Origin of the sequence: Roseivirga sp., from assembly GCF_034669765.1 — a bacterium.
Taxonomy (GTDB): Bacteria; Bacteroidota; Bacteroidia; order Cytophagales; family Cyclobacteriaceae; genus Roseivirga.
Genome location: NZ_JAXMOQ010000004.1, coordinates 295,155 through 321,086, shown reverse-complemented (window position 1 = coordinate 321,086; position 25,932 = coordinate 295,155). Strand labels below are relative to the sequence as shown.

The 25,932-nt window shown below is 40.8% G+C and carries 18 protein-coding genes; 9 read left to right on the top strand and 9 right to left on the bottom strand.

Features of this window, described 5'->3' with window-relative positions; all coding sequences use genetic code 11:
* Positions 1–47: 47 nt before the first annotated feature.
* Positions 48–3,284, top strand: coding sequence for a S41 family peptidase (locus tag VOI17_RS10095; protein ID WP_323757131.1), 3,237 nt, complete (start codon positions 48–50; stop codon positions 3,282–3,284).
* 228 nt (positions 3,285–3,512) lie between these two features.
* Positions 3,513–4,322 (top strand): ABC transporter substrate-binding protein, encoded by an 810-nt coding sequence (locus VOI17_RS10090; RefSeq protein WP_323757130.1) that lies wholly within the window; start codon positions 3,513–3,515, stop codon positions 4,320–4,322.
* Between the two features lie 3 nt (positions 4,323–4,325).
* Here VOI17_RS10090 and VOI17_RS10085 read toward each other — a convergent pair whose 3' ends face one another.
* Positions 4,326–4,970 carry a hypothetical protein gene (locus VOI17_RS10085; protein ID WP_323757129.1) on the bottom strand — a complete coding sequence of 215 codons (645 nt, stop codon included), beginning with the start codon at positions 4,968–4,970 and terminating at the stop codon, positions 4,326–4,328.
* 253 nt (positions 4,971–5,223) lie between these two features.
* Between VOI17_RS10085 and VOI17_RS10080 the strand changes: the two genes are divergently transcribed.
* The 4 genes from VOI17_RS10080 to VOI17_RS10065 all read left to right on the top strand — a co-directional run bounded on the left by VOI17_RS10080 (position 5,224) and on the right by VOI17_RS10065 (position 8,442).
* Positions 5,224–5,829, top strand: coding sequence for a hypothetical protein (locus tag VOI17_RS10080; protein ID WP_323757128.1), 606 nt, complete (start codon positions 5,224–5,226; stop codon positions 5,827–5,829).
* Positions 5,830–5,904: 75 nt separating this feature from the next.
* Entirely contained in the window at positions 5,905–6,999 is a 1,095-nt protein-coding gene (locus VOI17_RS10075; protein ID WP_323757127.1) for a L,D-transpeptidase family protein, read from the top strand.
* On the top strand, positions 6,999–7,655 hold the full coding sequence (locus VOI17_RS10070; RefSeq protein ID WP_323757126.1) for a L,D-transpeptidase: 657 nt from the start codon (positions 6,999–7,001) through the stop codon (positions 7,653–7,655). Before VOI17_RS10075 ends, VOI17_RS10070 begins: the two co-directional genes overlap by 1 nt.
* Positions 7,656–7,659: 4 nt before the next feature.
* Positions 7,660–8,442 carry a hypothetical protein gene (locus VOI17_RS10065; RefSeq protein ID WP_323757125.1) on the top strand — a complete coding sequence of 261 codons (783 nt, stop codon included), beginning with the start codon at positions 7,660–7,662 and terminating at the stop codon, positions 8,440–8,442.
* Positions 8,443–8,466: 24 nt separating this feature from the next.
* Here VOI17_RS10065 and VOI17_RS10060 read toward each other — a convergent pair whose 3' ends face one another.
* The 8 genes from VOI17_RS10060 to VOI17_RS10025 all read right to left on the bottom strand — a co-directional run bounded on the left by VOI17_RS10060 (position 8,467) and on the right by VOI17_RS10025 (position 18,269).
* A complete protein-coding gene (locus VOI17_RS10060) occupies positions 8,467–8,766 on the bottom strand; it encodes a type II toxin-antitoxin system RelE/ParE family toxin (protein ID WP_323757124.1) in 300 nt (99 codons plus the stop codon).
* The gene (locus VOI17_RS10055; RefSeq protein WP_323757123.1) at positions 8,759–9,028 is read right to left on the bottom strand and encodes a type II toxin-antitoxin system ParD family antitoxin; all 270 of its coding nucleotides are present in this window, start codon (positions 9,026–9,028) and stop codon (positions 8,759–8,761) included. Before VOI17_RS10055 ends, VOI17_RS10060 begins: the two co-directional genes overlap by 8 nt.
* Before the next feature lie 297 nt (positions 9,029–9,325).
* Positions 9,326–11,188, bottom strand: a complete 1,863-nt coding sequence (locus tag VOI17_RS10050) for a glycoside hydrolase family 36 protein (protein ID WP_323757122.1) — start codon at positions 11,186–11,188, stop codon at positions 9,326–9,328.
* Between the two features lie 107 nt (positions 11,189–11,295).
* Positions 11,296–12,537, bottom strand: a complete 1,242-nt coding sequence (locus VOI17_RS10045; RefSeq protein WP_323757121.1) for a sodium:proton antiporter — start codon at positions 12,535–12,537, stop codon at positions 11,296–11,298.
* An 86-nt stretch (positions 12,538–12,623) separates the two neighbouring features.
* Positions 12,624–14,273 (bottom strand): hypothetical protein, encoded by a 1,650-nt coding sequence (locus VOI17_RS10040; protein ID WP_323757120.1) that lies wholly within the window; start codon positions 14,271–14,273, stop codon positions 12,624–12,626.
* A 470-nt stretch (positions 14,274–14,743) separates the two neighbouring features.
* Positions 14,744–15,073, bottom strand: a complete 330-nt coding sequence (locus VOI17_RS10035) for a GIY-YIG nuclease family protein (protein ID WP_323757119.1) — start codon at positions 15,071–15,073, stop codon at positions 14,744–14,746.
* A 326-nt stretch (positions 15,074–15,399) separates the two neighbouring features.
* The gene (locus VOI17_RS10030; protein ID WP_323757118.1) at positions 15,400–16,704 is read right to left on the bottom strand and encodes a sensor histidine kinase; all 1,305 of its coding nucleotides are present in this window, start codon (positions 16,702–16,704) and stop codon (positions 15,400–15,402) included.
* 191 nt (positions 16,705–16,895) lie between these two features.
* A complete protein-coding gene (locus VOI17_RS10025; RefSeq protein ID WP_323757117.1) occupies positions 16,896–18,269 on the bottom strand; it encodes a sigma-54 dependent transcriptional regulator in 1,374 nt (457 codons plus the stop codon).
* A 155-nt stretch (positions 18,270–18,424) separates the two neighbouring features.
* On the opposite strand from VOI17_RS10025, the gene VOI17_RS10020 reads away from it, so the two are divergent.
* The 3 genes from VOI17_RS10020 (at position 18,425) to VOI17_RS10010 (ending at position 25,820) form a co-directional block, all read left to right on the top strand.
* Positions 18,425–20,848 carry an FtsX-like permease family protein gene (locus VOI17_RS10020; RefSeq protein WP_323757116.1) on the top strand — a complete coding sequence of 808 codons (2,424 nt, stop codon included), beginning with the start codon at positions 18,425–18,427 and terminating at the stop codon, positions 20,846–20,848.
* A gap of 147 nt (positions 20,849–20,995) precedes the next feature.
* Positions 20,996–23,383 carry an ABC transporter permease gene (locus VOI17_RS10015; RefSeq protein ID WP_323757115.1) on the top strand — a complete coding sequence of 796 codons (2,388 nt, stop codon included), beginning with the start codon at positions 20,996–20,998 and terminating at the stop codon, positions 23,381–23,383.
* 94 nt (positions 23,384–23,477) lie between these two features.
* Positions 23,478–25,820 carry an ABC transporter permease gene (locus tag VOI17_RS10010; protein WP_323757114.1) on the top strand — a complete coding sequence of 781 codons (2,343 nt, stop codon included), beginning with the start codon at positions 23,478–23,480 and terminating at the stop codon, positions 25,818–25,820.
* The last annotated feature ends 112 nt before the right edge of the window (positions 25,821–25,932 follow it).

The following is a 25,932-nucleotide window of genomic DNA, read 5'->3' as shown; positions in this document are numbered from 1 at the left end:
CGATTTGATTTTTTTCATAGCTTCACCCTCTACAAATCAACCCTCATATGAAAAAACAATTTATTACACTTTTAATGCTGGTTTCGGTAGGGCTTTTCGCTCAGACTGCACCGAACTGGCTCAGGTATCCTGTCATCTCTCCTGATGGCTCAACCATTGTGTTTACCTACAAAGGCGACCTATACAAAGTAAGTGCAAACGGTGGTGATGCCACCCAGCTTACTTTCCATGAGTCGCATGATTTTATGCCAGTGTTCAGCAAAGATGGAAAGACTATTGCCTTTGCTTCAGATCGTTATGGCAACTTCGATGTGTTTACCATGGACATCCGTGGAGGGGAAGCGAACCGCATTACTTTCCATTCAAACGATGAGCAGCCTTTCTCTTTTTCTGCCGATAATAAATCAGTATTGTTTGGCGCACTAAGACAAGATTTGGCCGAGAACAGACAATATCCACATGGTTCTCAGTCAGAGTTGTATTCCGTGCCTGCGGCTGGAGGTAGAGTAGATCAATTTTTTTCTTTCCCGGCAGAATATGTCCAGGTGAATAAAAGCGGAAGCCAAATGGTTTACCACGATAAAAAAGGAGGCGAAAACGAATTCCGAAAGCATCAAAATTCTGCCATTGCCCGTGATATTTGGGTTTATGATTTAGAGACGGATTCGCACAAAATGATTACGTCTTATGTAGGGGAAGACCGTCAGCCGATTTATAGCCAAGACGAGAAAAGCCTTTACTTTTTAAGCGAAGAAAGTAGCAATTTCAATGTGCACAAACTTTCGCTTGACAATCCTTCTGCAAGAACTCAGCTGACGAACTTCAAAACTCACCCAGTGCGTTTCCTAAGCATGGGCGGAGGCACTTTGAGCTTTGGCTACGATGGAGAATTATACACCATGAAAGAAGGGCAACAGCCTAAAAAGCTTTCAGTGAACATTGTTACGCAAAGCAAAGCCAACAGCGATAAATTCGTTTCTATTAATGGCGGTGTGGGCGAAATGGCCATTTCACCGAATGGAAAAGAAATTGCATTTACAGCCCGTGGTGAAGTGTTTGTGACTTCTGTAGATGGTTCTCTCACCAAAAGAATTACCAACACGCCTGAGCAAGAAAACTTCGTGACTTTTTCACCCGATGGAAAGTCAGTGGTGTATGCGAGCGAAAGAGATGGCCGATGGAGCATCTTTAAAACCACCAGAGTTCGTGAAACCGAAGAGCCATTTTTCTTCGCTTCAACCTTATTAAAAGAAGAGCCTTTGGTGCAGAATAAGTTAGATAATTACCTTCCTAATTTTTCACCCGATGGCAAGAAACTAGCCTTTATTGAAGGAAGAAGAACTTTGAAAGTAGTGGATTTGGCTTCGAACAACGCAACCGTTTTAATGACACCAGATGATTTGTTCCACATGGGCGATGGCGATCAATCTTTCACTTGGAGCCCTGATAGCAAATGGATTTTGTTCGATTGGGGGAAAACATTGAGCAATAGCGAAGTTTTGCTTCTGGCGGCAGATGGCTCTAAAAGAGTGAATCTTACCGAAAGCGGCTATGGAGACGGCAATCCTAAATGGGTGAACGATGGCAAACAAATGATATGGTTCAGTAATCGTGATGGCTTGAAGAGTTATGCCACCAGCGGTTCGTCTCAACGCGATGTATATAGCATGTTCTTCGATCAAGATGCTTGGGATAAGTACAACCTGAGCAAAGAAGATTATGACTTGATGAAAGAAATCGAAAAAGCGACTAAAAAGGATGAGACGAAAGACAAAGATGCGGACAAAGACAAAAAAGAGGATAAGGATAAGGAGGTAGAAAAAGTGAAAGACCTCACTTTCGATTGGGACGACATGAAAGACCGAAGGGTGAGAATGACCATCCACTCTTCTAGTCTGGGCGATGCCGTACTTTCTAAAGATGGCGATAAGCTGTATTATTTGGCACGTTTCGAGAAAGGAATGAACCTTTGGAGTACCGATTTAAGAACCAGAGAAACCAAAATGGCTTTGAAACTCGATGGGGGTAATGGCAGTCTTACTTGGGACAAAGAGCGGAAGAATCTCTACTTATTAAGCGGAGGTAAAATCTCTAAAATTGACCCAGAAAGCGGTAAGCGCGAAGGCGTGGATGTAAAAGGTGAAATGAATTACGATGCCGTTGCAGAGCGTCAGTATATGTTTGATCATGTGTACATTAGAACTAAGAATGTTTTCTACGAACCAAGTTTTCATGGCATTGATTGGGAGTTAATGAGAAAAGAATACGCTAAGTATTTGCCTTCAATCGGCAACTCATATGAATTCTCAGAAATGCTGTCAGAAATGTTGGGGGAATTGAACGTATCCCACTCTGGCGCCAGATACAGCACCAGCATTCCTAATCCAGATGCCACTGCTTCGCTGGGTGTTTTTATGGATTATAAGCATAAAGGCGATGGTGTTTTAATTGCCGAAGTAATCAAAGACGGGCCACTAGACAAAGCTAACCTCAATGTAAAAAAGGGAATGATCATCGAGAAAATTGATGGTGAAACCATTGCTCAGAATGTGGATGTAGCCAAGTACTTAAACCGTAAAGCGGACCAATTCACTTTGTTAGAAATTTATGATCCTGCTACTAAAAAGAGGCAGCAAATTACCATGAAACCTATTTCTTTGGGTTCCGAAAGAGGTTTGTTATATGATCGTTGGGTGAAAATCAATGAGAAAGAAGTCGAAGAGAAGAGTAATGGTCAATTGGGTTATGTGCACATTCCGGGCATGAGCGATGGGCCTTACCGTAGTATTTATGAAGACATGATGGGCAAGTTCTCTGACCGTAAAGCTGTGGTCGTAGATACACGATTTAACGGTGGAGGAGATTTGGTGGCCGATTTGGCCATGTTTTTTACAGGTGAACCCTTTCTTACTTATGCCACCGAAGCCAAAGTAGTGGGTGGGGAACCTACTTCTCGCTGGACGAAACCGACTTTGGCCCTCTTCAACGAAAGTATGTACTCTGACGGCAGTTGTTTTGCTATTGGCTATGCTGAACTTGGAATTGGAAAAACAGTAGGTATGCCAGTGCCGGGTACTTGTAGTTTTGCGGGTTGGGAAGGCTTGCCTGATGGTGGAAGATGGGGTGTTGTACCTGTAAGCGCTAAGAACAAAGCGGGCGAGTGGATGGAAAACAACCAAACTGAACCTCAGTTTAAAGTGAAGTTGATGCCGGGTGTTGTAGATAAAGGAAGAGACCAACAACTGGAAAAAGCCATTGAAGAATTGATGAAAGAAATCAGGTAAACTAATACTTGATTGTAAGCAAAGCCTCTGTGAGCTGAATCACTCATGGAGGCTTTTTTCTTGTCACCTCATTTCTCTATAACCCTTTTCCGCCTTTTAATCAGCGGAATGACATTCTTTCAATATTTTGAGCGCTTTTCTCTCTGATTTTGGTGTTCTTTGCGCCTCAAATTTTTCGGCAGAATAATGGTTGAATTGAAAATAGGCGGAGTACCAGAACATTTTAATATGCCTTGGCAACTATTGCTTTCTTCAGGAACACTTGAGAAGTCTGGTATTAAACCACACTGGGCCGATTACCATGGGGGCACAGGTCTTTTGGCCCAATCTTTACACGATGGCGATTTAGACATCGGAGTGCTGCTTACGGAAGGTGCTGTTCAAGGAATTGATAGGGGAAAGAAATTCAAAATTTTCAGCTTTTATGTTGATTCCTTTTTGACCTGGGGAATTCACGTGCCCGCTAATTCTGCTTCGCAAACTGTTTCGGACGTTGAAGGGAAACGCTATGCCATTAGCCGCTATGGCTCGGGTTCTCACCTGATGGCTATTATTGACGCAAAAGCCAGAGGCTGGTCTATCGAAGATATGAAATTTGAATTGATCGATAATTTGGCTGGTGCGCGCGAGTCATTCAAATATGGCGATTCAGATATTTTCTTCTGGGAAAAATTCACGACCAAATCTCTGGTGGATAGTGGAGAGTTCAGAAGAGTTGGTGAGCGAAAAACGCCTTTCAGCTGCTTCGTGATCTGTGTGTCGGACAAGGCTTTTGAAGAAAAGAAAGAAGCTGTTTTAACTACTATCAACGCTTTGTTTCAACAGGTAAATCAATTTATAGCCAGTGCAGATAAAGTGAAACTGATCAGCGACTTCTATAACTTAAAGCCAGAAGATGTAGAGGCGTGGCTCAAAGACGTAAGCTGGACGCCTAGTCCGCACCTTAACCCTGCTATGCTTCAAACAACCATTGATACTTTGGGCGTACTTAATTTGGTGAACAGCACTTTAACCGTTGATGACTTAATTAGGAAATAGAGGTCAATCCTTACTTCCCAGCCAAGCATGCCCCAATTTGAAGGAGTAATACTCGGTTATTTCTCCATCTTCTGATTTACTGACTGTCTTTCGGTGTGGCCTTTTTATTTGGGCTTCGAACCGATTTTTCTCTATGAGGTAATCTTCTTCATCAAAGTAATCTTCAGGCTGGCCCAAGTCATTACTGGTCAAATGCATTTCGTCTAAACGGCACTCCCAATTAAAGCCAGCAGGAAGGTTTTTGATTCGAGGTTTAGCATGTGTTGCGTATTCTTGGTCAGGCTTAAAGAATGTACGATCATAAAAATGGAGGAAATCACCAATCGCACATACTACCTGAGATTGAGAGAAATAAGGATCGTTAAGCCATATTTTAAGGTAGTAAGGTTCGCCCAGTTCATCTAGCTGCTTTTTCCATTCATTGTAAATGTCAATCAAACCATTAAGGATTTTTTGGCGGGTTTTACCTTTGGGTTGCGGGTATTCGCTGTTGAGCATAGTGTAGTCGCAATAGGGGCTGACCCATATTTTGGTGTGATCGCGTTGGCTGCTTTGTAAGGATTCAGTATCGAGTTGAAGGTTTTCATTCTTCCAAGCTTCAATTTCTTTCCAAATGCGATGGTGTCCTCTAAGTTTCTTAATTCTCATGCTCGGTCTATTGCGAAATTTCTCTAATACAATTGAGTCAATAAGATAACTAGACTTTTCCTTAGGAGAGAAGATAAATTTTAAAATCTACCGATACGTTAAAATTTGAGTGATTTAAGCCTTTTTGAAACTTCCGAAAATATTTGTTCATCGGCCATGTTACTTTTTGAAAATGTTGCGTCTCATGATCAAAACTAAAACCATGTATGCCTTCGGGCGACAATCAACAATTAAAAGGAGAGAATAAACAATTATGAAAATTACGAACAAATTAATCGGTGCATTAATCATTGGTATGGTAGGCATGACTTCTTGTGCAGATGTACCACAAACTGAAATTGATGCTGCTACAGCTGCTATCGAAACCGCAAAAGTTGCTGGTGCTGAAGTGTATGTTACCGAGCAATACAATGCTTTGAATGATTCTATGGCGGTAGCTATGGCGAGCTTAGAAGAGCAAAAATCTAAGTTTTTCAAAAAGTACACTAAGACTGTTGAGAAATTAAACAACGTGACTGCAATGGCTAACGAAGTTTCTGCTAGCACTGAAGCCACTAAGGAAGCAGTGAAAGCTGAAATCTTGGCTTCAATGGAAGAGGTTCAAACTTTGGTTGCTCAAGGAAGACAATTAATTATTGAGGCTCCTAAAGGCAAAGAAGGAACAACCGCATTGGAGGCGATCAAAACTGAATTGGATGTTGTTGAGGCTTCTATTACTGAGTCAAACACAATGTTTCAAAACGGTGAGTTGAAGCCTTCGTTAGCGAAAGTGAAAGTTGCTAAAGAAAAAGCAAGCACAATCAATACTGAATTAACTGAAGTCATCAGCAAATACAAAGCTGCTCCTAGAAGAAAGTAATTTTAGTAGAACGATAAAGGCAAAATCCCCTGAAGGTTTCAAAGCCTAAAGGGGATTTTCATTTTTTGAAAAGATATGAAAATCAAATGGCTAACGATTGCACTGCTCACTGTGCTAATTCTAATGGCATTACTATTTCCTTCCTTCATTTTTCCTCAGCCTCCGCTGGCTGAATTGACCGAGGCACGCGAAAAGCTTTCGGAAGCGGAAAAAAGTCAGGCGTCTGAATACGCGCCAGATTTGTATAAAAAGGCAACCACCTTGTATGACTCGGCCATGGTGGCTTGGGCCAAAGAAAACGATCGGTTTTTCTTTATGAAAGACTTTCTGATTACAAAAAAATTGGCTTCTAAAGCGTCAGAAACGGCAATTTTGGCCAAGAGTACCGCTCAAGTCATGCGTAAAAAAACATGGTCAAACTACAGCAAACGCCTCGATGTAATCGATGATCAGTTTGAGCGTTTCGACCTGAAGTATAAAAATATTCCGCTGAGCGAAAGCTCGGTAAAACGACTTGCACAATCGCGTATGCTTTATCATGAAGTGTCTTCCGCATTTGAAAATGGAAATGCTGCACTTCTGAAAGAGAGCTTAAGCAAGTTGGAAAAGGACATGACTCAACTGATTGGGCAAGCCGAGGCTACCATGACCGATTTCTTCAAGGACTATCCACAATGGAAACAGTGGGTGTCTGCGGGAATTGAGAAGTCGCGCAAAGCGAATGAAACCGTTTTTATCATCGACAAGATGGAGAGGCTTTGCTATGTATACGCCAAAGGTAAACTGACCCATACTTTCAATATGGAACTTGGTGCTAACTGGATGGGGGACAAGATGCTTTCCGGGGATAAAACCACTCCTGAAGGCGTGTATAAAGTGGTGAAGAAAAAAGGAAGTGGGCAGACCAAATATTACAAAGCTTTGCTGCTGAACTACCCTAATGCTGACGATCAGAAACGCTTTAAAGAGAATAAGGCCAAAGGCATTATTCCGAGGAATGCCTCGATTGGCAACTTAATAGAAATACACGGTGATGGCGGCAAAGGTTTGGATTGGACTGATGGCTGTGTAGCCTTAGATAACAATGATATGGATAAGCTTTTTGGCTTGGCTTCAGAAAACACACAAGTAATTATCGTGGGGTCGCTTAAACCGCTCTCAACTAAATAATGGAGAAGAAAATGAACATAAGGAAATGGGTAGTGTTGGCAACAACCATGGTGTTGTTACTGCTGGTTTTGGTGAAAATTCAAACCATCATGATCAGCTTAACTGCTCAGGAAGATGTGGTGAAAGTAGATAAGGAAACCGAAGCCACTTTGCTGACCGACATGCAGAACCAATTGGCGATTTTGGATAAAAAGCTATCGGCCAATATTCCTAAAAATAACTACTTGGTAGTGAACAGCACGGTCAATGAATTCTACTTGTATAAGGGAACGAACCTGATCAAAAGCGATATCTGCTCAACGGGCAGCTACATTCTCTTAAAAGGAAACGACAGCAAAAAGCAATGGATGTTTAAAACGCCCAAAGGCGAATTTAAAATATTGAATAAGACGAAAGATCCCGTGTGGAAGAAGCCCGATTGGGCTTTCGTAGAAGATGGTTTACCTGTGCCTTCTCCAAATCATTCGTCCCGTTTTGAATACGGAGTTTTGGGCGACTATTCGTTGAGTATTGGCGATGGTTACCTGATCCATGGCACGTTGTATCAGCGGTTTTTAGGATTGCCAGTAACGCATGGTTGTATTCGTTTGGATGATGCCAACTTGGAGTTAGTGTATAAGTCGCTGCCCATTGGTTCAAAGGTTTATATTTTCTAATTGAATGGAAGAACAAGAAAAGAACCTAAGCAAAGGAGGGAAGTCAATTTTCTTATGTATCGCTTTAGCGGTGATACTGATCATAATGATTTTTGGGCTGGTGAAATATGCCATGGCTCCAGTAAACAAACTGGCAGAATGGAAGCAAAATCAAGAAACAATAGTGGTTTATGATGACGCTAAATTAGATTCGATTCAACGTTTGATTGCTTATAGAGATGCCTTATTAAGTCTTTCAAAGAAGGACTCTATTCATTTAATCATCAATGTACCTGATAGCACCCTAGGCCTGTTTATCAATGGCGTTGTGATTTACAATGTGAAAATGACCTCAATGAAGCTTGATCCAATGCTCAGGAAATTACCTCAGGGCATGTATATGCAAACGTTTTCGAAACCTCTGTCTGTAACGCTGTCTGAAGCCAGTATTATAAAGGAGCCTATTATTGAAAAGATAGCGCCCAAAAACCCAGAAGAATTACTGACTTCGGTTACTACACCCGACACTTTGGCGCACCAACCTGTTTTTATCAAGTTAATTACCGACAACGGAATTCACTTTCTTATTACGCAAGATGAGGACCTGACTTCAGTAGATAAAAAAGCCAATCGTAGTTTTTGGTCGGGGAGAAGAATGGAAAGGACAAAATCTTTTTTGACTGCTATGGTCAATTTTCAACCCTATGAATATCAGCCTTCGCTAATTTTAGAAGCCAACGACAAAGCCCTTACGGCCATCTACAGGGCACTACCCGAACAGCCTAAAGTGGTGGTGTATTATGAGTAGGAGGGAGTGAGTTGAATATGGTTTTTACTCGGTTATTCTTTTTTTTAAATCCATACTCTCGTGCAAAATCCTGATAATCTCGATATAGTTTTTATTAACGATTCTGTAGAATACAATATGTCGATTGACCTTAACCCCGAACAGGTTTGGAGTAATACCTTCATAATTTTTGCCTGAATTAGGGTTGTTAGCAATTTCTTGGAAACTTGAAATCAGCATCTCGTAATATTTGTCAGCCTGATTTTCTGACCATGTTTCCAGTGTATATGCCCAAATTTTAGATATATCCTCAACAGCTTTTTTTGTGAGTTTATAATTAGCCATTGGAGTGTTTCTTAGCTTTTAGGGATTCCAAATGCTGCTTTGGATCGAAGTCATGTGCGATTCCACTATCAACTCCTTCCTGAATCGAATTACGTAATGCAACGACTCTACTTTCCTCTTCTTCCAAAAGCCTTAATCCAGCACGTATAACTTCGCTAACATTTTTGAATCGACCTTCATTTATTCTGCCTTGAACAAATTGGTCAAAATAACTACCAAGTGATACTGAAGTATTTTTAGCCATAGCTCTGTCTTTTTTCAAATGTACCAAAAATTGGTATAAGAGTCAATTTGGTGGTATGGTTCACTTTGGCTTATTGTAGATTATGTATATAGCTTAGACACGAGCTATCTTTTAGAAGTCCCTTTTTGATAAAGTAGTTTTCAAGCTCTTGAAATTCTGATCTTAGTTGAGAAGTTGTGCTTTCGTCAAAGTTGGAATTACAGAATGCGACCCTATCTGCAAGCATTTCAGGTATTTGCTGAGCAAATACTTGATTTAAGGGAATGGCAATAAGTATTACCAGTAGTTTGACTGCTGATTTTCTCAAACTAGAACCTATTTAGTCAGTTTAATCATTCCAGAAAGTGGGGCTTCTAAGCGGTTGAGGCCTGCTTTTAAAGTAACCGACTTGTTCAATACCTCATTTCCTTCGGTATCGAGAACGGTAATATTGCCCTTCCAATCTTTTGCCAGTTCTAGCATAACGATTTTGCTGCCCTTGGCATTTACAATGTCCAAAGCAGAAAGGTTGTCACTTTCTGGTCTCACCAAAAGCTCTTCGAAAAGAGTGGTGATCTGCTTTTCACCATTGTGGGCGGTTAGCATGGGGTAATTGGCGCTTGGGTTTGAAGGAATAAATTTTGAGTCCAGAAGAATGTCACGGTTCTCATTCCAATACTTGAACCAATAACGGATCATATTCAAATGATGCTCAGGAATTTCTTCCAAACGAACAGAAAGCTGAGGAACGCTATACATAATATTTAAAATTTGAAGCGCTGCGGACTCAACAGATTCTTCTTTTCTCCAAATAAACATATCGGCATGTACGGCAGTATTTCCAGCCATAATGCGCAAAGTGGTTGTTTCTACTCGGTTGGCGACTGCATTGTTAGGGACATCAGTACCACGCAACATATTTCCGAATTTACGCATCAATGGGCCTATGTAGGGCTGACGGAATTCGATCATAATGTCTTGCTTTTTGGCCTTAAGACGATTCATTACTTCCGTCATTAAATGATCGGTGGCTTCGTTGACCGAGGCAAAATCACGTCCATCTCTGGCGGTCAAATCCGTATCGGCTTGTGCCGAAAAACGACCGATGAAATCGAGTTTGAAACCATCAAGCCCCCAGTCGTCTAGTGCTTTTTCATAAGTATTGATGATGTATTCTCTTACTTCAGGATAACGCGGGTCCATGATCCATGTGCCTTGTCCGTTCCAATAGAAAAGGTATTTGCCTTTGAAACGCTCAAAATTCTTGGCGTTCTCTCCCATAAACGGAAGCGAGTACCAAAGAATGAACTTCATTCCAGTGGCATGCACACCATCTACAAAACCCTTCATGTCAGGAATTCTATCGGGCTCCCAGTCACCAGTGTAGGCATAACCTCGGTTGCCATCAAGCGTTTGCCATCCGTCATCAACAATTACCGCATCAGTGCCCAATGATTTAGCAATCGCAGATTCCTTAATAATTTCTTCGGCTGTAATGCCCTGATGATAACTGTACCAAGTAGAATACATTGGTCGCTTTGCAATATCCGGAACGGCTAACGGAGTGTATTCTGGTTTAGAAGCCCACCATGCGCTCACTCCCTCAACAGCTTCGTAATAAGGAAGCGGTCGAGTGTCAATTCTTAGTTCAATTTCATAAGAAGTGGTTTTCGGCATACGCTCGGTAAAGAGCCTGATGTTGGGATAAAACTTCACATCTTCTTCGCGTAAATAACTGCTGATGTCCACTTTGTTTAACGCGTCTGAAAGCGCAAATGTAATTCTGTTCTGAAGCCTGTTATTGTAGAGGGTGAGGACAGGCGCCCATTGCGATGCTTTTGAGCTTAGAGGACTTCTGTAATAATTCGTTCTGTCATTATTGGTGGGGTTCCAATAGCCATTAATATCCACTGAAGGAAAATTGAATGACAAAGACACAGGCTTTAGCTCGCTTGGTTTTTCTGCTTCGAATTTAAAAGTGATGATTTGTAAGCCTTCCTCAATCTGCTTTTGACTTTTGGTCACTCTAAAAGCACCAAGGTCTCCACTCATCTGAATGCTGTCCATTTCTACCAGAATTGGATCGAAATCGAGTTCAGTAGTATTGATACTTAGGTTTTCAGTAGGAGAGCTGCAAGCGCAAAAAGCAAAGATGAGCAGCAAGAGCGTTTTGAAATAGGTTGGTTTGAAAAAATGCATAGCTAAATGGTTTACTCAAAAATAACCTAATATATGAACCTTCCGAAACCGATTTATAAATGGTGGGATTTAGGTGCGCCAAAATGATTAACGCACCTAAAGTCATATTACTTATTCTTCAACACCCTTTTAACTAAAGGCCCAATGGTTAAGCCTTGACCAATGATGGAGAAAACCACGATAATATAAGTGACGGTAAGGAAAAGCTCACGCTCCATTTCTGGTTTAAGTGATAGCGCCAAGGCAATAGAGATTCCACCACGAATTCCACCCCAAGTCATAATCAGGTTTGTTTTTGGAATGAAATCTAGTTTCTTTTTAAACAATGCTACTGGGCCAGCTAGGGCTAAATACCTGGCGATAAGCGCTACTGGAATGGCAATCAAACCAAAGGTGATGTATTCACCATTGATGGTGATCACAAGCAATTCTAAACCGATTAATACAAATAGAATGGCGTTGAGTAGCACATCGAGCAATTCCCAGAATTTATCTACATAATTCTGCGTGGTCGTTGACCAAGCAATTTTAGGCGACTTATTCCCAATAAAAATTCCGGCAACCACAACCGCCAAAGGCCCTGAAACATGGAATAAATGGGCTAAAGCTGAGAGCCCCATGACCAAGGCTAACGTAATAATCACCTCGGTTTCATAATGGTCTATGGTTCTCATAAGCTGGAATACCAGCCATCCGCCAATAAGGCCAAGGGCAATTCCACCCACTACTTCTTCGAAAAAAAGAAAGCTTACTTCTGTAGCCTCAACCGAAGCCAAACCTTGTTCTGCAATTTTATAAATCACCAAGAACACAACTACACCAACACCATCGTTAAACAGCGATTCGCCTACGATTTTGATTTCTAATTTCTTGGGCGCGTTGGCATCTTTCAGAATTCCTAAAACTGCAATAGGGTCAGTAGGAGAAATTAAAGCGCCAAAGAGCAAACAATAGATATAATTGATTTCATGCCCGATGAGAATGGCTACATAGTACATCAGCGTTCCTATAATAAAGGTAGAAACAACTACACCCATGGTAGCGAATAAAGCAATGGGAACTCTGTGCTTTTTGAGTGCATCGAGTTTAGTATGAAGCGCTCCTGCAAAGAGCAAAAAGCTCAGCATAATGTCGAGGAGGGCAGTTTCGAAGTCGATGGATTCAATGAGTATTTTAGCTTCATCCAAGATGTAATGGTTGAAACTTCCCAGAATAGTTAGGACAAGTGTAAAGCAAATCGCAATGAGCATAAGCCCGATTGTGAAAGGCAGTTTCAGAAATTTGGTATTGATAAAGGCAAACACTGCCGAAAGAACAATAAGTATGGTAATGATGCTGAAAATGTCCATTGACTTCTATTAAGGTTTAAACCAGTAGTGGCAAAATAAAACCTTTAATCGAATTGTGTGATAAAGAAGAGCAATAATCATTTCGATTATTGCTGCATGATGAGGTTATATACCGATTTGGGAAGAATACTAAGGGCAAAACCATCAATCAAACCCCCTGCATACAGTGTGAGGTGGTCTTTGTAAGGAGGGCGCTCAAAAATGTATTCAATCGGTTCTACGAGGCCATTTTTACCTCTTCTGTTATTTTTTCTGGCAATCAGGTTGCCTAAGCCAGACTGTAACCATCGCTCATTATTCTGATTGTCCGTTACCTTCAACTTTAATCCTTCAAAGTCAGAGCGGATGGCGCCCCAGTTTTTTAATTGGTTTCCTCGTCCTTCAAAATGGATGCTGTTGATCTTACCTTCGGCCAATTTAATTCTGGTGAGGTTAGCAATTAATGGGTTGAGGCTAGTGAATTCCATTGCGCCAATATGGCCTTTGTAAGTATGGTTTTTCGGGTCTTTTAAAGGGAGTTTAGCTTCAAAAGTAAAGGGGGCATCTTGCATAAACACACCTTTAAAACTTGCTGTGATTACATCTCTTTTTTCGTTTTTAGTATAAAGATTGGAAATGGTGGCGTCAAGTTCCGTCAACATTAGATGGCCTGGATGCGGCTCTTTATTACTGTAGAGTTTATAATCAATGCTGCTGTTTTTTAGATACAGACTATCAATTTCAACAGGGATTGGAAGACTAAGAAATGACTCCTGAAATAGCTTTTTGTAGAGCGTTTCATCCAACGGAATGCTTTTGTTTCTCACAAGGTCCATGTTCAGATTGACCAAATGTAAGGCCGTCCCTTTAATGGAAGAAAGGTCTTTCAATTCCTTAAAATTCGCAGATTTATAAGTGAGGGTATCTAAAGAGAGATTGAAGATGGTTTCTCGATATTTATTTTCTAGAGTCATTTTATAAGGGTTCCTTTTTGAGGTTACTTTCACGCCAAAACACTGGAGTAATTCGTTTTGGTAATCAAAGATGATTCCCTCAATCAGGTATTTATAGCCTGAGTCTTTTGGGCTCAGTAGGATTTCGTTCAATGAAAAAGCTACCTGTTCTACTTTAGAGGTTTTAATGATGCTTTCTGTCGAGTTTAAATCAATTTCTAAGCCCTCCATTTTCACATTCACCTGCTCTCCAGCGTAGAGCGTATCTGCTGAATTTCGATGAAAAACGAATGAAGCATGTCCACTGGTAAGGTCGAAGTTTGCCACTCGTATACTGTCGATGGCACTCTTTTTGACTTCTTCTTTAGGACTATCGCTCTGGCTGTAACTTGATTTTTCAGGTATGAAAAAGAGCAATTCGGGTTGGTGAATGGCTACTGAGTTTACATCAATTACTGAGCGAAAAAAGAGGTGGGAAATGTTAATGTCTACTACCTTAAATGAATTGGTTTTGAAGAAAACTGCGGGGTAACGGATCATCATAAATTTGTTGGCAGTGTCTGTTTCAAAATCCACTTTTTCGAATTCTATATTGAAACCATTCCACGATAAGGACGTGTAGCTGTTTTCAAACGATAGGGTATAAAAATCCCCAAATGTGTCTTTGATTTCCTTTTTTAAACGATTGTTAATGAGGTCTTTCAGAAAGAAAGTAACGAAGATTGACATCAGAAAAACTGCAATGAATACAGTGAGCCCTGTAATCTTAAAAATTTTCAGCCAAGTTTTTGATGGTTTTTCCATAGCAGATGCCCTTCTAAATTACACAAAGTGTTCCAGAATGTTTTTGAGTGTGGCAATGAGTTTCTTTCTATTCTGAAAATGATGCTTACAGCATGACTTAGCTTTGAAGTTCGTACTAATGCCGAGGCTTCACTAGATAAGCCAGCTCTTGCAGTCATCCCGTAGGTTCCGAAGCTTCGGAATTTTCACGAAACACAGGTCCCACTGTTGTTTGTAGGTTTTCTTTTCTTGTGCTTCTGAAAAAGATGCTTACAGCATGACTTAGCTTTTGAAGTTTGTACTAATGATCTTACGTGTGCGTTGACGCCAGCTTTACAGTCATCCCGTAGGGAACTTTTCACGAATCACAAGTGGATTGCTTGATGTAAACTGTATTTTCTGTGCTTCTGAAAAAGAAGCTTACAGTATGACTTAACTTTGACACTTGTGTTAATAGTCGCCTAAGCAGTTCTTGTAATTATTCAAGGATGCTAACCCCTTCCAGTAACATCAGGTTCAGGAGGCCAAGGCGTTATTTCATCATTCAAGAACAGCCAATCTGGGTTTATGGAATTGATGAGCTCTTCTTTCTTAACTCTTGTCCAGCTTTTAATTTCCTTCTCTCTTTCTATAGCACCTACAGCAGAATGATGAAACTCGTAATAAAGTAGGCAATAGCTGTAGTACCTGCCAGCGAACGTTTTCTTATGACCCCTATTGAGATAATGTTCAATGATTCGATATTCTAAGTTGTTGGTCATGCCCGTATACAAAGAGTCTTTTAAGGGATTGGTTGTAATGTAGACATGAAAACCTTTCATGTTTGAAAATACTGAATTCGGAAATAAAAAATGAGAATTACGCTCTGATTTTGGTTGCTCGAATGGACGGGTTCTTGTGTTTCGTGAAAAGATGCTTACAGCATGACTTAGCTTTTAGATTTATGCTAATAGTGAGGCTTCACTAGATAAGCCTGCTTTTACAGTCATCCCGTAGGGATCTTTTCACGCAGCCAAGGTGTCTTGCTCTTAGTAGTCTGGCTTCTTGTGTCAATGAAAAAGTTGCTTACAGCATGACTTAGCTTTTTGGTTTGTGAGGTGAGAAGTGGCTGGGTCAGGTAAGTCTGTAGACTATGCAACGGTTGAACTCAATACTTAAACACTAAAAAGAAACTGGCGCCTTGGTCCTTTTCTGATTTGACGGAGAGGTCGCCTTTATGCTTTTTCATGATTTGCTTAGAAAGGCTTAGCCCAATTCCCGAGCCGTTATCTTTTGTGGAGAAGAAAGGAATGAAGATTTGATCGATCTTGCTTTCATCGATACCCATTCCGTTGTCGGTGATTTCAATTACTTTTTCTGACTCTCGGAAATAAGTCCTTAAAGTGATTCGTGGGTTTTCAATACCCTTCAAGGCATGTTTAGCATTCGTAATCAGGTTGATCAATACCTGCTCTATTAGTTTTCTGTCGATGGAAAGTTCGAAGGCACTTTTAAGGTGTAGTTCCAATGTGATGTGCTCTTTCTGTAGCTCTGGCTTCATGAGCTGCGCCATATTTTCAAGTAACTCGGTAGCATCAACACCTTCTTTGTCCAAATTCTTAACGCGGGTGAGTTTGCGATAGTCGTCTACAAAATGCAGTAGACCCTCACTTCGCCTTTGAATGGTTTCCAATGAAAAACGGATATCAGCCAAGTCTTCTTCAGAAATTTCGTCAATGGACTTTTCAAGGTTTTCGCCTTTGTGCAGCATCATCTGCATGGTTTCCGTAAGCGAAGTTATAGGCGTTACAGAATTCATGATTTCGTGCGTAAGAATGCGGATAAGTTTATGCCAAGCCTCAATCTCTTTCTGTTCAATCTCAGACTTAATGTTCTGGAAAGTGATAATGGAATACCTGAAATTGAGAATTTTCAAACGCGTAACATGGGCCGAAATCTGAAGTTTATCTCCTTTCACATTTAGCTCCACTAGCTTTCTTTCGTTATCATCCATTTCGGAAAACTCACGAGAAAATTGGGGAGAAAGCTGCTGTAGTTGCTTCCAATAATTGGGTACGCCAACCCCTAAAAGAGTTTGGGCGGTTTTGTTCATGAGCTCAATTTGATGCTCCTCCTTTATCGCGATAATTCCTACGTTCACATTGTCTACAATCACTTTTAGAAACCTGAATTGGGCTTCCTTTTCAACGGAAACCTTTTTAAAGGCTTCTATAATTTCCACAAAGGCATCCTGTAATTCCTGAAATGATTTGCCGTGCTTTTTTCCTTTAAACGAAATCGAAAAATCTGAATAGCGAATGGCCAAGAGAAGTTTTGCCAGTTCTCTGTTGGTGAAGGTGATAAAGCGTATCAACTCAGCTACCTGAATTATAACGATGGACAGCAGAATAATTTGGTTGAAGAACAACTCAGTTTTGGCGAAAATAAAAGCCAAGCCCGTTAACGTTAGCATCAATAACGTTATCCGAATTATTACAAGAAGGCTGAATCGCTTTGAAACCATATTTTTTAGTTAAAAGTGTATTGGTTAAGAGTTAAGAGGTTATTGTTCATTTGATATTTCAATTCCTGATTCCTGATTTCTATTTTCTGATAACTGATAACTTCTGCCTAATAACTAATTCCTCATAACCAATAACTACCCTACAGCCCATATTTCTGAAGTCTTCTATACAAAGCCAGTCGATCTATACCAAGATCTTTGGCGGCACGGGTTACGTTTCCGTTGTTCTTGTCCAGTGCCTTTAAGATGAGGCGTTTTTCCATTTCTGAAAGATCTAGAATATCCTCCTCCAAACGTTTGTTACTACGGTTGGGTTGAAGTACAAAATCGTCAGCGGTAAGCTTATGGTCATCGGCCAAAATGATGGCGCGTTCTATGGCATGTTGCAGTTCGCGAATATTTCCAGGCCAATGATATTTCTTCAGTTTGGCAATGGTGTTTTGATCGATCCGCATTTTCGGCTTCTGATATTTCTTGCCGTAGAGCTGTATAAAATGCTGCACGAGTAAATCAATATCTTCCGTTCTTTCCGCCAATGCGGGCATTCTCAGTTCCACGGTATTAATTCTGTAAAGCAAATCTTGGCGGAAAGTGCCTTCCTTCACCATTTCGTACAAAGGCATATTGGTGGCGCATATCAAACGAATATCCACTGAAATTTCTTTGCCAGAACCCACTCGACTTACTTTTCTTTGTTGTAAAACAGTGAGGAGTTTGGCTTGTAGAGGAAGAGACAGGTTCCCAATTTCATCTAGAAAAAGTGTGCCACCAGAAGCCAGTTCAAACCTACCAGGTTTATCCTCCTTCGCATCTGTAAAGGCGCCTCGTACATGGCCGAAGAGTTCGCTTTCAAAAAGGTTTTCGCTGATGGAGCCCAAATCAACATTGATGAAAACCTTATCCTTTCGCTCCGATTGGCGATGTAGGGCACGAGCGGCCAATTCTTTCCCCGTTCCGTTTTCACCCAAGACCAAGACATTGGCTTCGGTAGGGCCTACTTTTTCAATGAGCGAGAATACTTTTTGAATGGGCAACGATTCCCCGATGAAGTTTTCGAACTTCTGATCGATCTCGCTGGAGAGCGTTTTTTGCGTGCTTTTCAGTCGGTCGACTTCCAGCTTGCTTTGTCTTAGTTGTAAGGCGGATTGAATGGTGCCGAAGAGCTTTTCGTTTTTCCATGGTTTAGGCAGGAAGTCGGTAGCGCCAGATTTTACAGCTTTCACCGCCAAGTCAAATTCACCATAGGCTGTAATCAGTATCACAATCGCGTTTGGATCGATGGTCAGAATTCGGTTGAGCCACTTCAAACCTTCTTCTCCTTCGTTGTCCCCTTTCTTGAAATTCATATCGAGCAACACTACATCGAAGGCTTCACGCTCAAGGTGATCAGGGATTTGCTCTGGGTCATTTTCGATTTGAACCAGTGTGAATTGCTGTTTCAAATACATCCGTGCGGTGTTAAGCACATCAATATCATCGTCAACCACTAAAATTTTTGCTTCTGTCTTACTCATGGAGATACTGTATCAAAACCAAACAGTTAAATGTATTGAAAACAAACGATATATAGACTATTTATTTTCTGAATTCATTGTAACTATCAGTAAATCAATTGTATATATGTTTGGCACTGCTATTGGTATGGGAGCTGTATCATAAAGGTCAAACTATGCTCAAAAACTACATCACAACAGCTTTCAGAAATCTAACAAGGAACAAAGCTTACACCATCATTAATGTGTTTGGGCTGGCGCTAGGAATTAGCGCGGCTATCGTTCTCTTTAAAATTGTGCTTTTCGAAAAAAGTTTCGATCAGTACCAAAGCAATTTCGATCAGCTCTATAGGTTTACTAAACGAACTGAAAGCCCAAATCAGGTAGAGTTTGATGCAGGAATTCAGAATCCGTTTACCCTCGCATTTAAAACCGACTATCCTGACTATGGCTTGCCTGTTCGGACTTTTGGAATAGGGGAAAGTCAATTGAGCATTACCAATTCCATTGGTGATTTACAGCACTTTGCGCAAAGGGATGGGATTGCTTTTGCCGACAAAGATTACTTTAATCTTTTTGATTATGAATTTGAATTGGGTAATCCTGAGACGGCTTTGGAGAGGCCAAATTCCGCTGTTATTTCGGTTACTTTGGTTGAAAAACTCTTTGGCATTACCGATGGCGGTTACGATAGAGTAATAGGTAAAGAGGTTAGGCTTAATGATAAACTTGACGTTTTCATAACAGCTGTGGTAAAGGATCCACCAGTAAATAGCTCAGTGCCATTTAGCTTTATAATAGAATATGAGGCTATAAAGGCTATTTTTGATTTCTATCAACCAGAATCATGGAATTCAACTTCGTCAAATGCCAATGTCTTTTTTCTGAAGGCCAAAGGAGTGGAGGATAGCCAAATTGAGGCTGCCCTGAAAGAGATTGTAAAAAAACATAAGCCAGAGGACACTGAAAATACGGTATATGGTTTTCAAGCAATGGCCAATATCCATTTTCAGCCTCAATATAATACTTATAATGACGCGGGAGTTTCTTCTGATTTCCTGACCATACCAATAGCCATCGGAGTTTTCTTAATCCTAACAGCTTGTATCAATTTCGTGAATTTGTCTACTGCTTTGGCCATAAAACGATCTAAAGAAGTGGGGATTCGCAAGGTTTTGGGCGGAAGAAAAGAGCAGTTGATGCAGCAGTTTTTAGGTGAAACATTTTTTATCACCATTATTTCAGTTTTGATATCGTTGGGCGCTGCTGAACTGATGATGAAAAATATGGAGCAGTTTGTTGGATATAACCTATCACTCAACATACTTCAAGACCCTCAGCTTATTATGATTTTGCTGGGGATAACAGCAGGAGTCACTTTGATGGCTGGCTTATACCCGTCTGTAATTTTAGCCCGATTAGCACCTGTAATGGCATTGAAGAGCAAAGGCCAATCGGCACTTTCTGGTAATGCTAATACGCGTAGGGGCTTGGTGATTTTTCAATTTGTTATTTCACAATTATTGGTGGTGTGTACGCTTGTGGTGATTGCCCAGATGCAATTCTTCGAGAAGAAGGATCTAGGTTTTAGAAAAACATCCATTGTTACTTTTCCTCTACCAACTAATGCAAGCGAAAAACTTAATCCGTTAAGAAATGAACTTTCAACTTTTGCAGGAATAGAAAAGATAAGCTTCAATTTTTCGTCTCCGCTGTCTGATAACAATATAGGTTCGAGTTTCGGTTATGCTCCGCTTGAAATGGAAGGTTCTTACGATGCCGCTTATAAAGTAGCGGATGAAAATTACCTGGACTTGTATGGTATCGAGATTCTGGCTGGCAGAAACTTTAATAATACTGATACGCTGGATGTAGCGATTATTTCTAAATCGGTCATGGATTTAATGGGAATTGAAAACCCAGAGGATGCCATAGGGGAACAAATTGAAAGTGGCTTTGCTGGGGCAAAAAGAGTGATTGCCGTGATAAACGATTTCCATACGAAATCGCTAAAAGAGAAAATTGAGCCTACTATTCTGGTCACATATCAGGGTTATTTTTATGAAGGTGCGCTTCGTTTTGAGGGAACCGATAAACAAATGGGGAATGTGATTTCTGCCCTTGAAGCGGCATGGACCAAGCAATATCCAAATGTGCTTTTCGACTACTCTCTGTTTTCTGAAAGCATTATGGAGAACTATGAAGAGGAGGCCAATATGATGAACCTCTTTCAGATTTTCTCGGGTATTGCCATTCTTATAGGCTGTTTAGGGCTGTATGGCTTGGTTGCCTTCTTGGCCAGTCAGAAAACTAAGGAAATAGGAATTAGGAAGGTTTTGGGTGCATCAGTAGGGCAAATCCTGAACATCTTCTCTAGAGAGCTTTTGGTGCTGATTGTGATTGCTTTCTTAATCGCTGCACCTGTTGCCTATTACATTATGGATTATTGGCTTTCTGATTTTGAATACCGCATTGATATGAATGTATGGGTGTTTGTGATTGCTGTCGGGTTTACGCTTTTGGTGGCAGGCCTTACCACGGGTTTCCGCTCTATCCGAGCCGCACAAGCCAATCCTGTGGATTCATTGAGAAGCGAGTAAGGAAAAAGTTGATCAGAAAACAGCCCCGAACCATCGGAGAGGGAACTCAATTTTCTGAAAAAGATTCGCATTAACTGATAACCAATAACCAATAACCAATAACCAATAACCAATAACCAATAACCAATAACCAATGACCAATGCACCATGCTAAAAGCCAATTTGTTACCGATACTGAGAAGTTTTAAGAAGAACAAAGGTTATACCGCAATCAATATTGCTGGCTTGGCTATAGGTTTTGCTTCTGCTATTCTCATCGCTATTTATGTGAATCAAGAATTCACATACGATAAGCATTTCAAAGACCATGAACGCACATATCGGATAAGCCATAGCACATTTGCGCTGGCCTCGGTAGCGCAATTGAGTTACCTAGAACAGCAAATGGCAGGCGTGGAGGCTTGGGTAAATGTAATGCCCAATCCAAGCAGCACCCTAAAGTATAATGAGCGAGGTTATATTGAAGAAAACACCTTCTATGCCACTAAAGGCTACCTCAAAGTTTTCGATCATAAGTTTGTTTTAGGCAATCCTAATACGGCACTAGATGACAATAGCGGAATGATTTTGACTGAGTCCATGGCCAAGAAAATGTTTGGCAATGCAAATCCATTGGGAGAATTGGTCGAAGTGGCCACACAAATATCCATCGAAAATTATCAGGTGACAGGTGTTGTGGAGGACTTGCCGCCTAACAGTACCTTGAAATTCAATGTGATGGCGCGTTTACCGCAGTCGTTCGAAGATCAAATAAAAGATAGCTTTTCGTTTACCACAGGCTATTCCTATTTCAAAACAGAAACCGCCTTACCTGTCGCTGCTGTTCAAGTTCAAACCGATGAGATCTTCGCGAAGCGGAATTATGATCTCTATGGTTCGGAAGAGGATTTTGAGACTTATTTAGAGCAAGTGAGGGCTTATCAGCCTGTAATTATGAATATCACAGATGTTCATTTAGAGTCTAATGTACAGTTTGAAGCTTCGAACCCAGGTAATAAAAGCTACCTCTATATATTCTTGGGCATCGCCATTTTTATACTCGTTTTGGCGGCCATTAACTACGTGAATTTAGCGACAGCTCAGGCTTCCAAACGCGCCAAGGAAGTTGGAGTTAGAAAGGTATTAGGTTCAGTGCGCAGCCAGTTGATAACCAGGTTTTTAACAGAATCGGTGGTATTGGCTTTGAGTGCTGTAATCCTTGGTTTAGGCTTGGCGGAAGGAGCATTGCAGCTTATGTCGGCTGCTGGGTTCCCTAATTTCGATGTAAGTATTATTGATTACCCCAATTTGATCGCGATCACACTGGGCGTGGCTTTAGTCACTGGTCTTGGCGCGGGTATTTACCCAGCTTTGGTGCTTACTTCTTTTAAGCCCGCTTCGGTGCTTAAAGGCGATTATCGCTCAGGCGAAGGTTCTAAATTCTTCAGAAACTCATTGGTCGTTTTTCAGTTTGTGGTTTCCCTGTCTTTGGCCATTTTTTCAGTTTTCGTTTATCAACAGCTCAATTACGGACTTACCAAAGAATTGGGCTTCGAAAAGGAAGGTGTGATTGTAGTCGACAATTCTAAGTCTCAACTGGGCACAGAAGATGAAAATGTAAACGCCTTTAAAAATGAAGTACTTAAAATTCCTGCAGTAAAGAATTTTTCAGGCAGTCATTACAGTATGATTGGAAACCTACCACTTTCTTCAGTGGTAGAAATTGGCGGAGAAGAGGCCGCATACAGAGTTCAGTATAAATATACTGATGCAGAGTTTGTGCCTGCCATGGGTTTCAAGATTATAGAAGGAAGAGATTTTGACGAGGCCATAGATGGAGACGCAGAGGCGATTATTGTCAATGAAACTTTTGCTAAAATGATTGGCGATGGACTGTATGAAAAGCATTTCAGTGCAGGAAATAACGGAGCAGATGTACAAGTAGTAGGCGTGGTGGAAGACTTCCATTATGCTGATTTTAGTAAGGCAATTGGCCCAACGGTCTTCTTTAAAAGAGATTATGTTTCCCAGTTTAATATCAGGTTAGAAGGAAAAGAAGTAGGACAAACCATTAAAGAAATAGAAGCGCGTTTCGCTCAATTCACTACCGAGCCGTTGGATTTCTATTTCTTCGATCAGCGATTCAATACCCTGTTTAATGGAGAAAAGCAGATGAGTCAGATCATCACCATTTTTACTGGTTTGAGTCTGTTTGTCGCACTTTTAGGTCTCATTGGTTTGATCTGTTATAAGCTAGATCAACGCATTAAAGAAATTGGTGTACGCAAAGTTTTGGGCGCCAGCGTGATGCAAATACTCAAGCTTTTCTCAACTGAAATGGTCAAGCTGATTGGTATAGCGCTTTTGATTACAGTGCCTTTAGGCTTCTATATGACAGACTTATGGCTGAACGGGTTTGCCTACCAAGTAGAAATTGGAGTGATGCCTTTTGTGGTTGTTGCCGCTTTCGGTTTGTCCATTACGCTTTTGATTGTATTGCTAAGAACATTAAAAACAGCACGAATGAATCCGGTAGAGTCGCTGAGGAGTGAGTGAAGGAGCACGAAATTGGAAGACCGAAGAAGGAGGGGGGGAACTGAAATCGCTGATAAAAATTCGTGATAACCGATAACCGATAACCGATAATGCTATGCTAAAAAGTTACTTTATTACCACGTTAAGATCGCTTAGAAAGCACCCAGTTTTCACTGTGGTGAATGTTATTGGTTTGTCGGTGGGCATAGCCGCATTTATCTTGATTACAGTCTTTGTTCGTGATGAATTGACCTTTGATCGGTTCCATAAAAACCACGATAGAATTTATCGTGCGATGATGATCAACAAGGACGGGAATCCCCAGCCTTTTCCTACCGAGTTAATTGAAATTGTAAGATTGTCAATGCCAGAAGTAGAGGCCATGACAAGGGTGCAGGTATTGGGTGAAACTTTAATGGACTATGAAGGAACTAAGGTTTTTGAAAAAGAAACTTATGGAGCCGACCCTGATTTCTTCAAGATTTTTGATTTTTCATTAAAGTACGGAAATGAATCAAATGCACTGGAAGCTGAAAACAGCGTGGTTCTTTCGCGTTATATGGCGCTTAAATATTTTGGTGAAGAGAATGTGATAGGTCGAACTTTCGAGATGGCCGACAATGACAGAATTGGTATTGTAACGGGGGTTTTAAACGACATTCCTCAGAACTCGAGATTCCAATTCAATACTATTATACCCATTCGTAAAGCTAGTAACGGAGGCTACCGGTTTGGTGGACAAGGAGAATTGTATGCTTTGTTGAAAGAACCAGTGGATGAAGCAAGCTTAGAAAATAAGTTGATAGACTTGACTGCTCAGAACGGCTTTAACAACAGGTCCAACTTAAAATTTAAAGTTGAAAATTATGGTGGTTTACATCTTGAGAGCGAATTTTCTCAAACCGCTTCTGGCGTAAAAGGGAATAAGGAATTTATTTTTATCTTCTCTGCGGTTGGCTTATTGCTGATTTTACTCGCTGTCATAAATTACATCAACTCTTCAACAGCAAAATCACTTTCCTCTTTAAAACAAGTGGGGATTCGTAAAGTGATTGGAGCGACTAAAACTCAAATTCGATTCCAGTTTTTAATTGAAACGGCTATTTTGGTGGTTGTGGCGGTTTTTCTAGCGGCTGCTTTGGCTGAATACTTTTTGCCTACGCTGAATTCCCTGTCTGGAAAAAGCTTGAAGCTCAACTATTTCTCCGATGGCTTTACACTCACCTTTTTGATTTTACTGATTCCCGGAATCACATTATTGGCAGGTGTATATCCCGCAATCTTCACTAGCCGCTTTAAAACCCTGCGATTAATGAAAGGGGAAGTTGTTGGAAGCAAAGGATTGTTCAGGAAGTACTTGGTGGCCTTTCAGTTGACCATAACACTGGTTTTACTCTTCGGAACACAAGTGATAAAGCAGCAGGTAGATTTTTTTGTGGAAGGAGATATAGGAATGGATCCCTCTTCGATTATTACGACTTATAAAGCGCGAGGAACCACTTATGATGTAATGAAATCTGCCTTTGAGAAAACACCAGGCGTAGAGGCAGTAACTTCTTCACCTTATCCATTCAATGGAACGGTTAAAATGCCTTTACAATGGATAGTTGAAAATGAGCAAAAAACTGATGGTGTGCCATATCAAGAAGTGGCTGAAAATGCGCTGGAGGCACTGGATATACAACTCTTAAGAGGTCGTGATTTTATCAGCGGAAGTGTAGAAGATGAAAATGGTTCGGTCATTATTAACCAAGCGATGGTGGGCTTGTTGGGTTTTGAAGAACCACTGGGTCAAAAAATTAAACTGCTCTCTCCAAATTATAAAATGGTTGACTATACCATTATTGGAGTCTCGAAAAACCTTGCATTTAACCTAAAACAGGAGTCTACTCCTGCGGTAATCATGCAAGCAGATAAAAGACTTTCCTCCATCAATATTAAGCTTAGTGAAGGGGTTAAAGCGGAAACCATTCCATTGCTTTCTGAAGCTTGGAACGAGCTGTCACCTAGCAGTCCTTTTGTCTATTCCGTGATGGCAGATGAGATTGAAGCCAACTATGAGAAGGAGAAGAAATTCGGAACTGTAATTCAGGTGTTCACTTGGGTAGCCATGCTTATAGCGGGTTTAGGGCTTTTCAGCCTAAGCGCTTTTACCATCATTCAGAGATACAAAGAAATTGGAATAAGAAAGGTTTTAGGCGCCTCAGTTTTTGCCTTAATCCTAAGCTTTTTACGAAGCTATTTAGGGCTGATTGTACTGGCCTCTTTAATAGCGATACCAACAGCCTATTATTTGATGAATTTATGGATGAACGATTTCGTCAACCATATTGAAATAAGCTCAGCCATTTTCGCGATAGGCATTGGCGCTTCATTGCTGATTGTACTCATCACGGTGGGTTATCAGTCGGTAAAGGCTTCATTGATTAACCCTGTAGATATTTTAAGGAATGAATAAAGGGAGTGGGAAGCCCGAAGAGGGGAGAAAGGAGAAAACAGTCCCGAAGTATCGGGAAGAAAACAGGAAAAAGAATTGAAAAAACTGGGAGTCAGGGAACTCAATTCTCTGA

What these genes read in the sequence shown, in the direction of transcription:
- VOI17_RS10095 (WP_323757131.1), top strand. Translation starts at nt 48, where the DNA reads ATGAAAAAACAATTTATTACACTTTTAATGCTGGTTTCGGTAGGGCTT.
- VOI17_RS10090 (WP_323757130.1), top strand. Translation starts at nt 3,513, where the DNA reads ATGCCTTGGCAACTATTGCTTTCTTCAGGAACACTTGAGAAGTCTGGT.
- VOI17_RS10085 (WP_323757129.1), bottom strand. Translation starts at nt 4,970, where the DNA reads ATGAGAATTAAGAAACTTAGAGGACACCATCGCATTTGGAAAGAAATT.
- VOI17_RS10080 (WP_323757128.1), top strand. Translation starts at nt 5,224, where the DNA reads ATGAAAATTACGAACAAATTAATCGGTGCATTAATCATTGGTATGGTA.
- VOI17_RS10075 (WP_323757127.1), top strand. Translation starts at nt 5,905, where the DNA reads ATGAAAATCAAATGGCTAACGATTGCACTGCTCACTGTGCTAATTCTA.
- VOI17_RS10070 (WP_323757126.1), top strand. Translation starts at nt 6,999, where the DNA reads ATGGAGAAGAAAATGAACATAAGGAAATGGGTAGTGTTGGCAACAACC.
- VOI17_RS10065 (WP_323757125.1), top strand. Translation starts at nt 7,660, where the DNA reads ATGGAAGAACAAGAAAAGAACCTAAGCAAAGGAGGGAAGTCAATTTTC.
- VOI17_RS10060 (WP_323757124.1), bottom strand. Translation starts at nt 8,766, where the DNA reads ATGGCTAATTATAAACTCACAAAAAAAGCTGTTGAGGATATATCTAAA.
- VOI17_RS10050 (WP_323757122.1), bottom strand. Translation starts at nt 11,188, where the DNA reads ATGCATTTTTTCAAACCAACCTATTTCAAAACGCTCTTGCTGCTCATC.
- VOI17_RS10045 (WP_323757121.1), bottom strand. Translation starts at nt 12,537, where the DNA reads ATGGACATTTTCAGCATCATTACCATACTTATTGTTCTTTCGGCAGTG.
- VOI17_RS10040 (WP_323757120.1), bottom strand. Translation starts at nt 14,273, where the DNA reads ATGGAAAAACCATCAAAAACTTGGCTGAAAATTTTTAAGATTACAGGG.
- VOI17_RS10035 (WP_323757119.1), bottom strand. Translation starts at nt 15,073, where the DNA reads ATGAAAGGTTTTCATGTCTACATTACAACCAATCCCTTAAAAGACTCT.
- VOI17_RS10030 (WP_323757118.1), bottom strand. Translation starts at nt 16,704, where the DNA reads ATGCTAACGTTAACGGGCTTGGCTTTTATTTTCGCCAAAACTGAGTTG.
- VOI17_RS10025 (WP_323757117.1), bottom strand. Translation starts at nt 18,269, where the DNA reads ATGAGTAAGACAGAAGCAAAAATTTTAGTGGTTGACGATGATATTGAT.
- VOI17_RS10020 (WP_323757116.1), top strand. Translation starts at nt 18,425, where the DNA reads ATGCTCAAAAACTACATCACAACAGCTTTCAGAAATCTAACAAGGAAC.
- VOI17_RS10015 (WP_323757115.1), top strand. Translation starts at nt 20,996, where the DNA reads ATGCTAAAAGCCAATTTGTTACCGATACTGAGAAGTTTTAAGAAGAAC.
- VOI17_RS10010 (WP_323757114.1), top strand. Translation starts at nt 23,478, where the DNA reads ATGCTAAAAAGTTACTTTATTACCACGTTAAGATCGCTTAGAAAGCAC.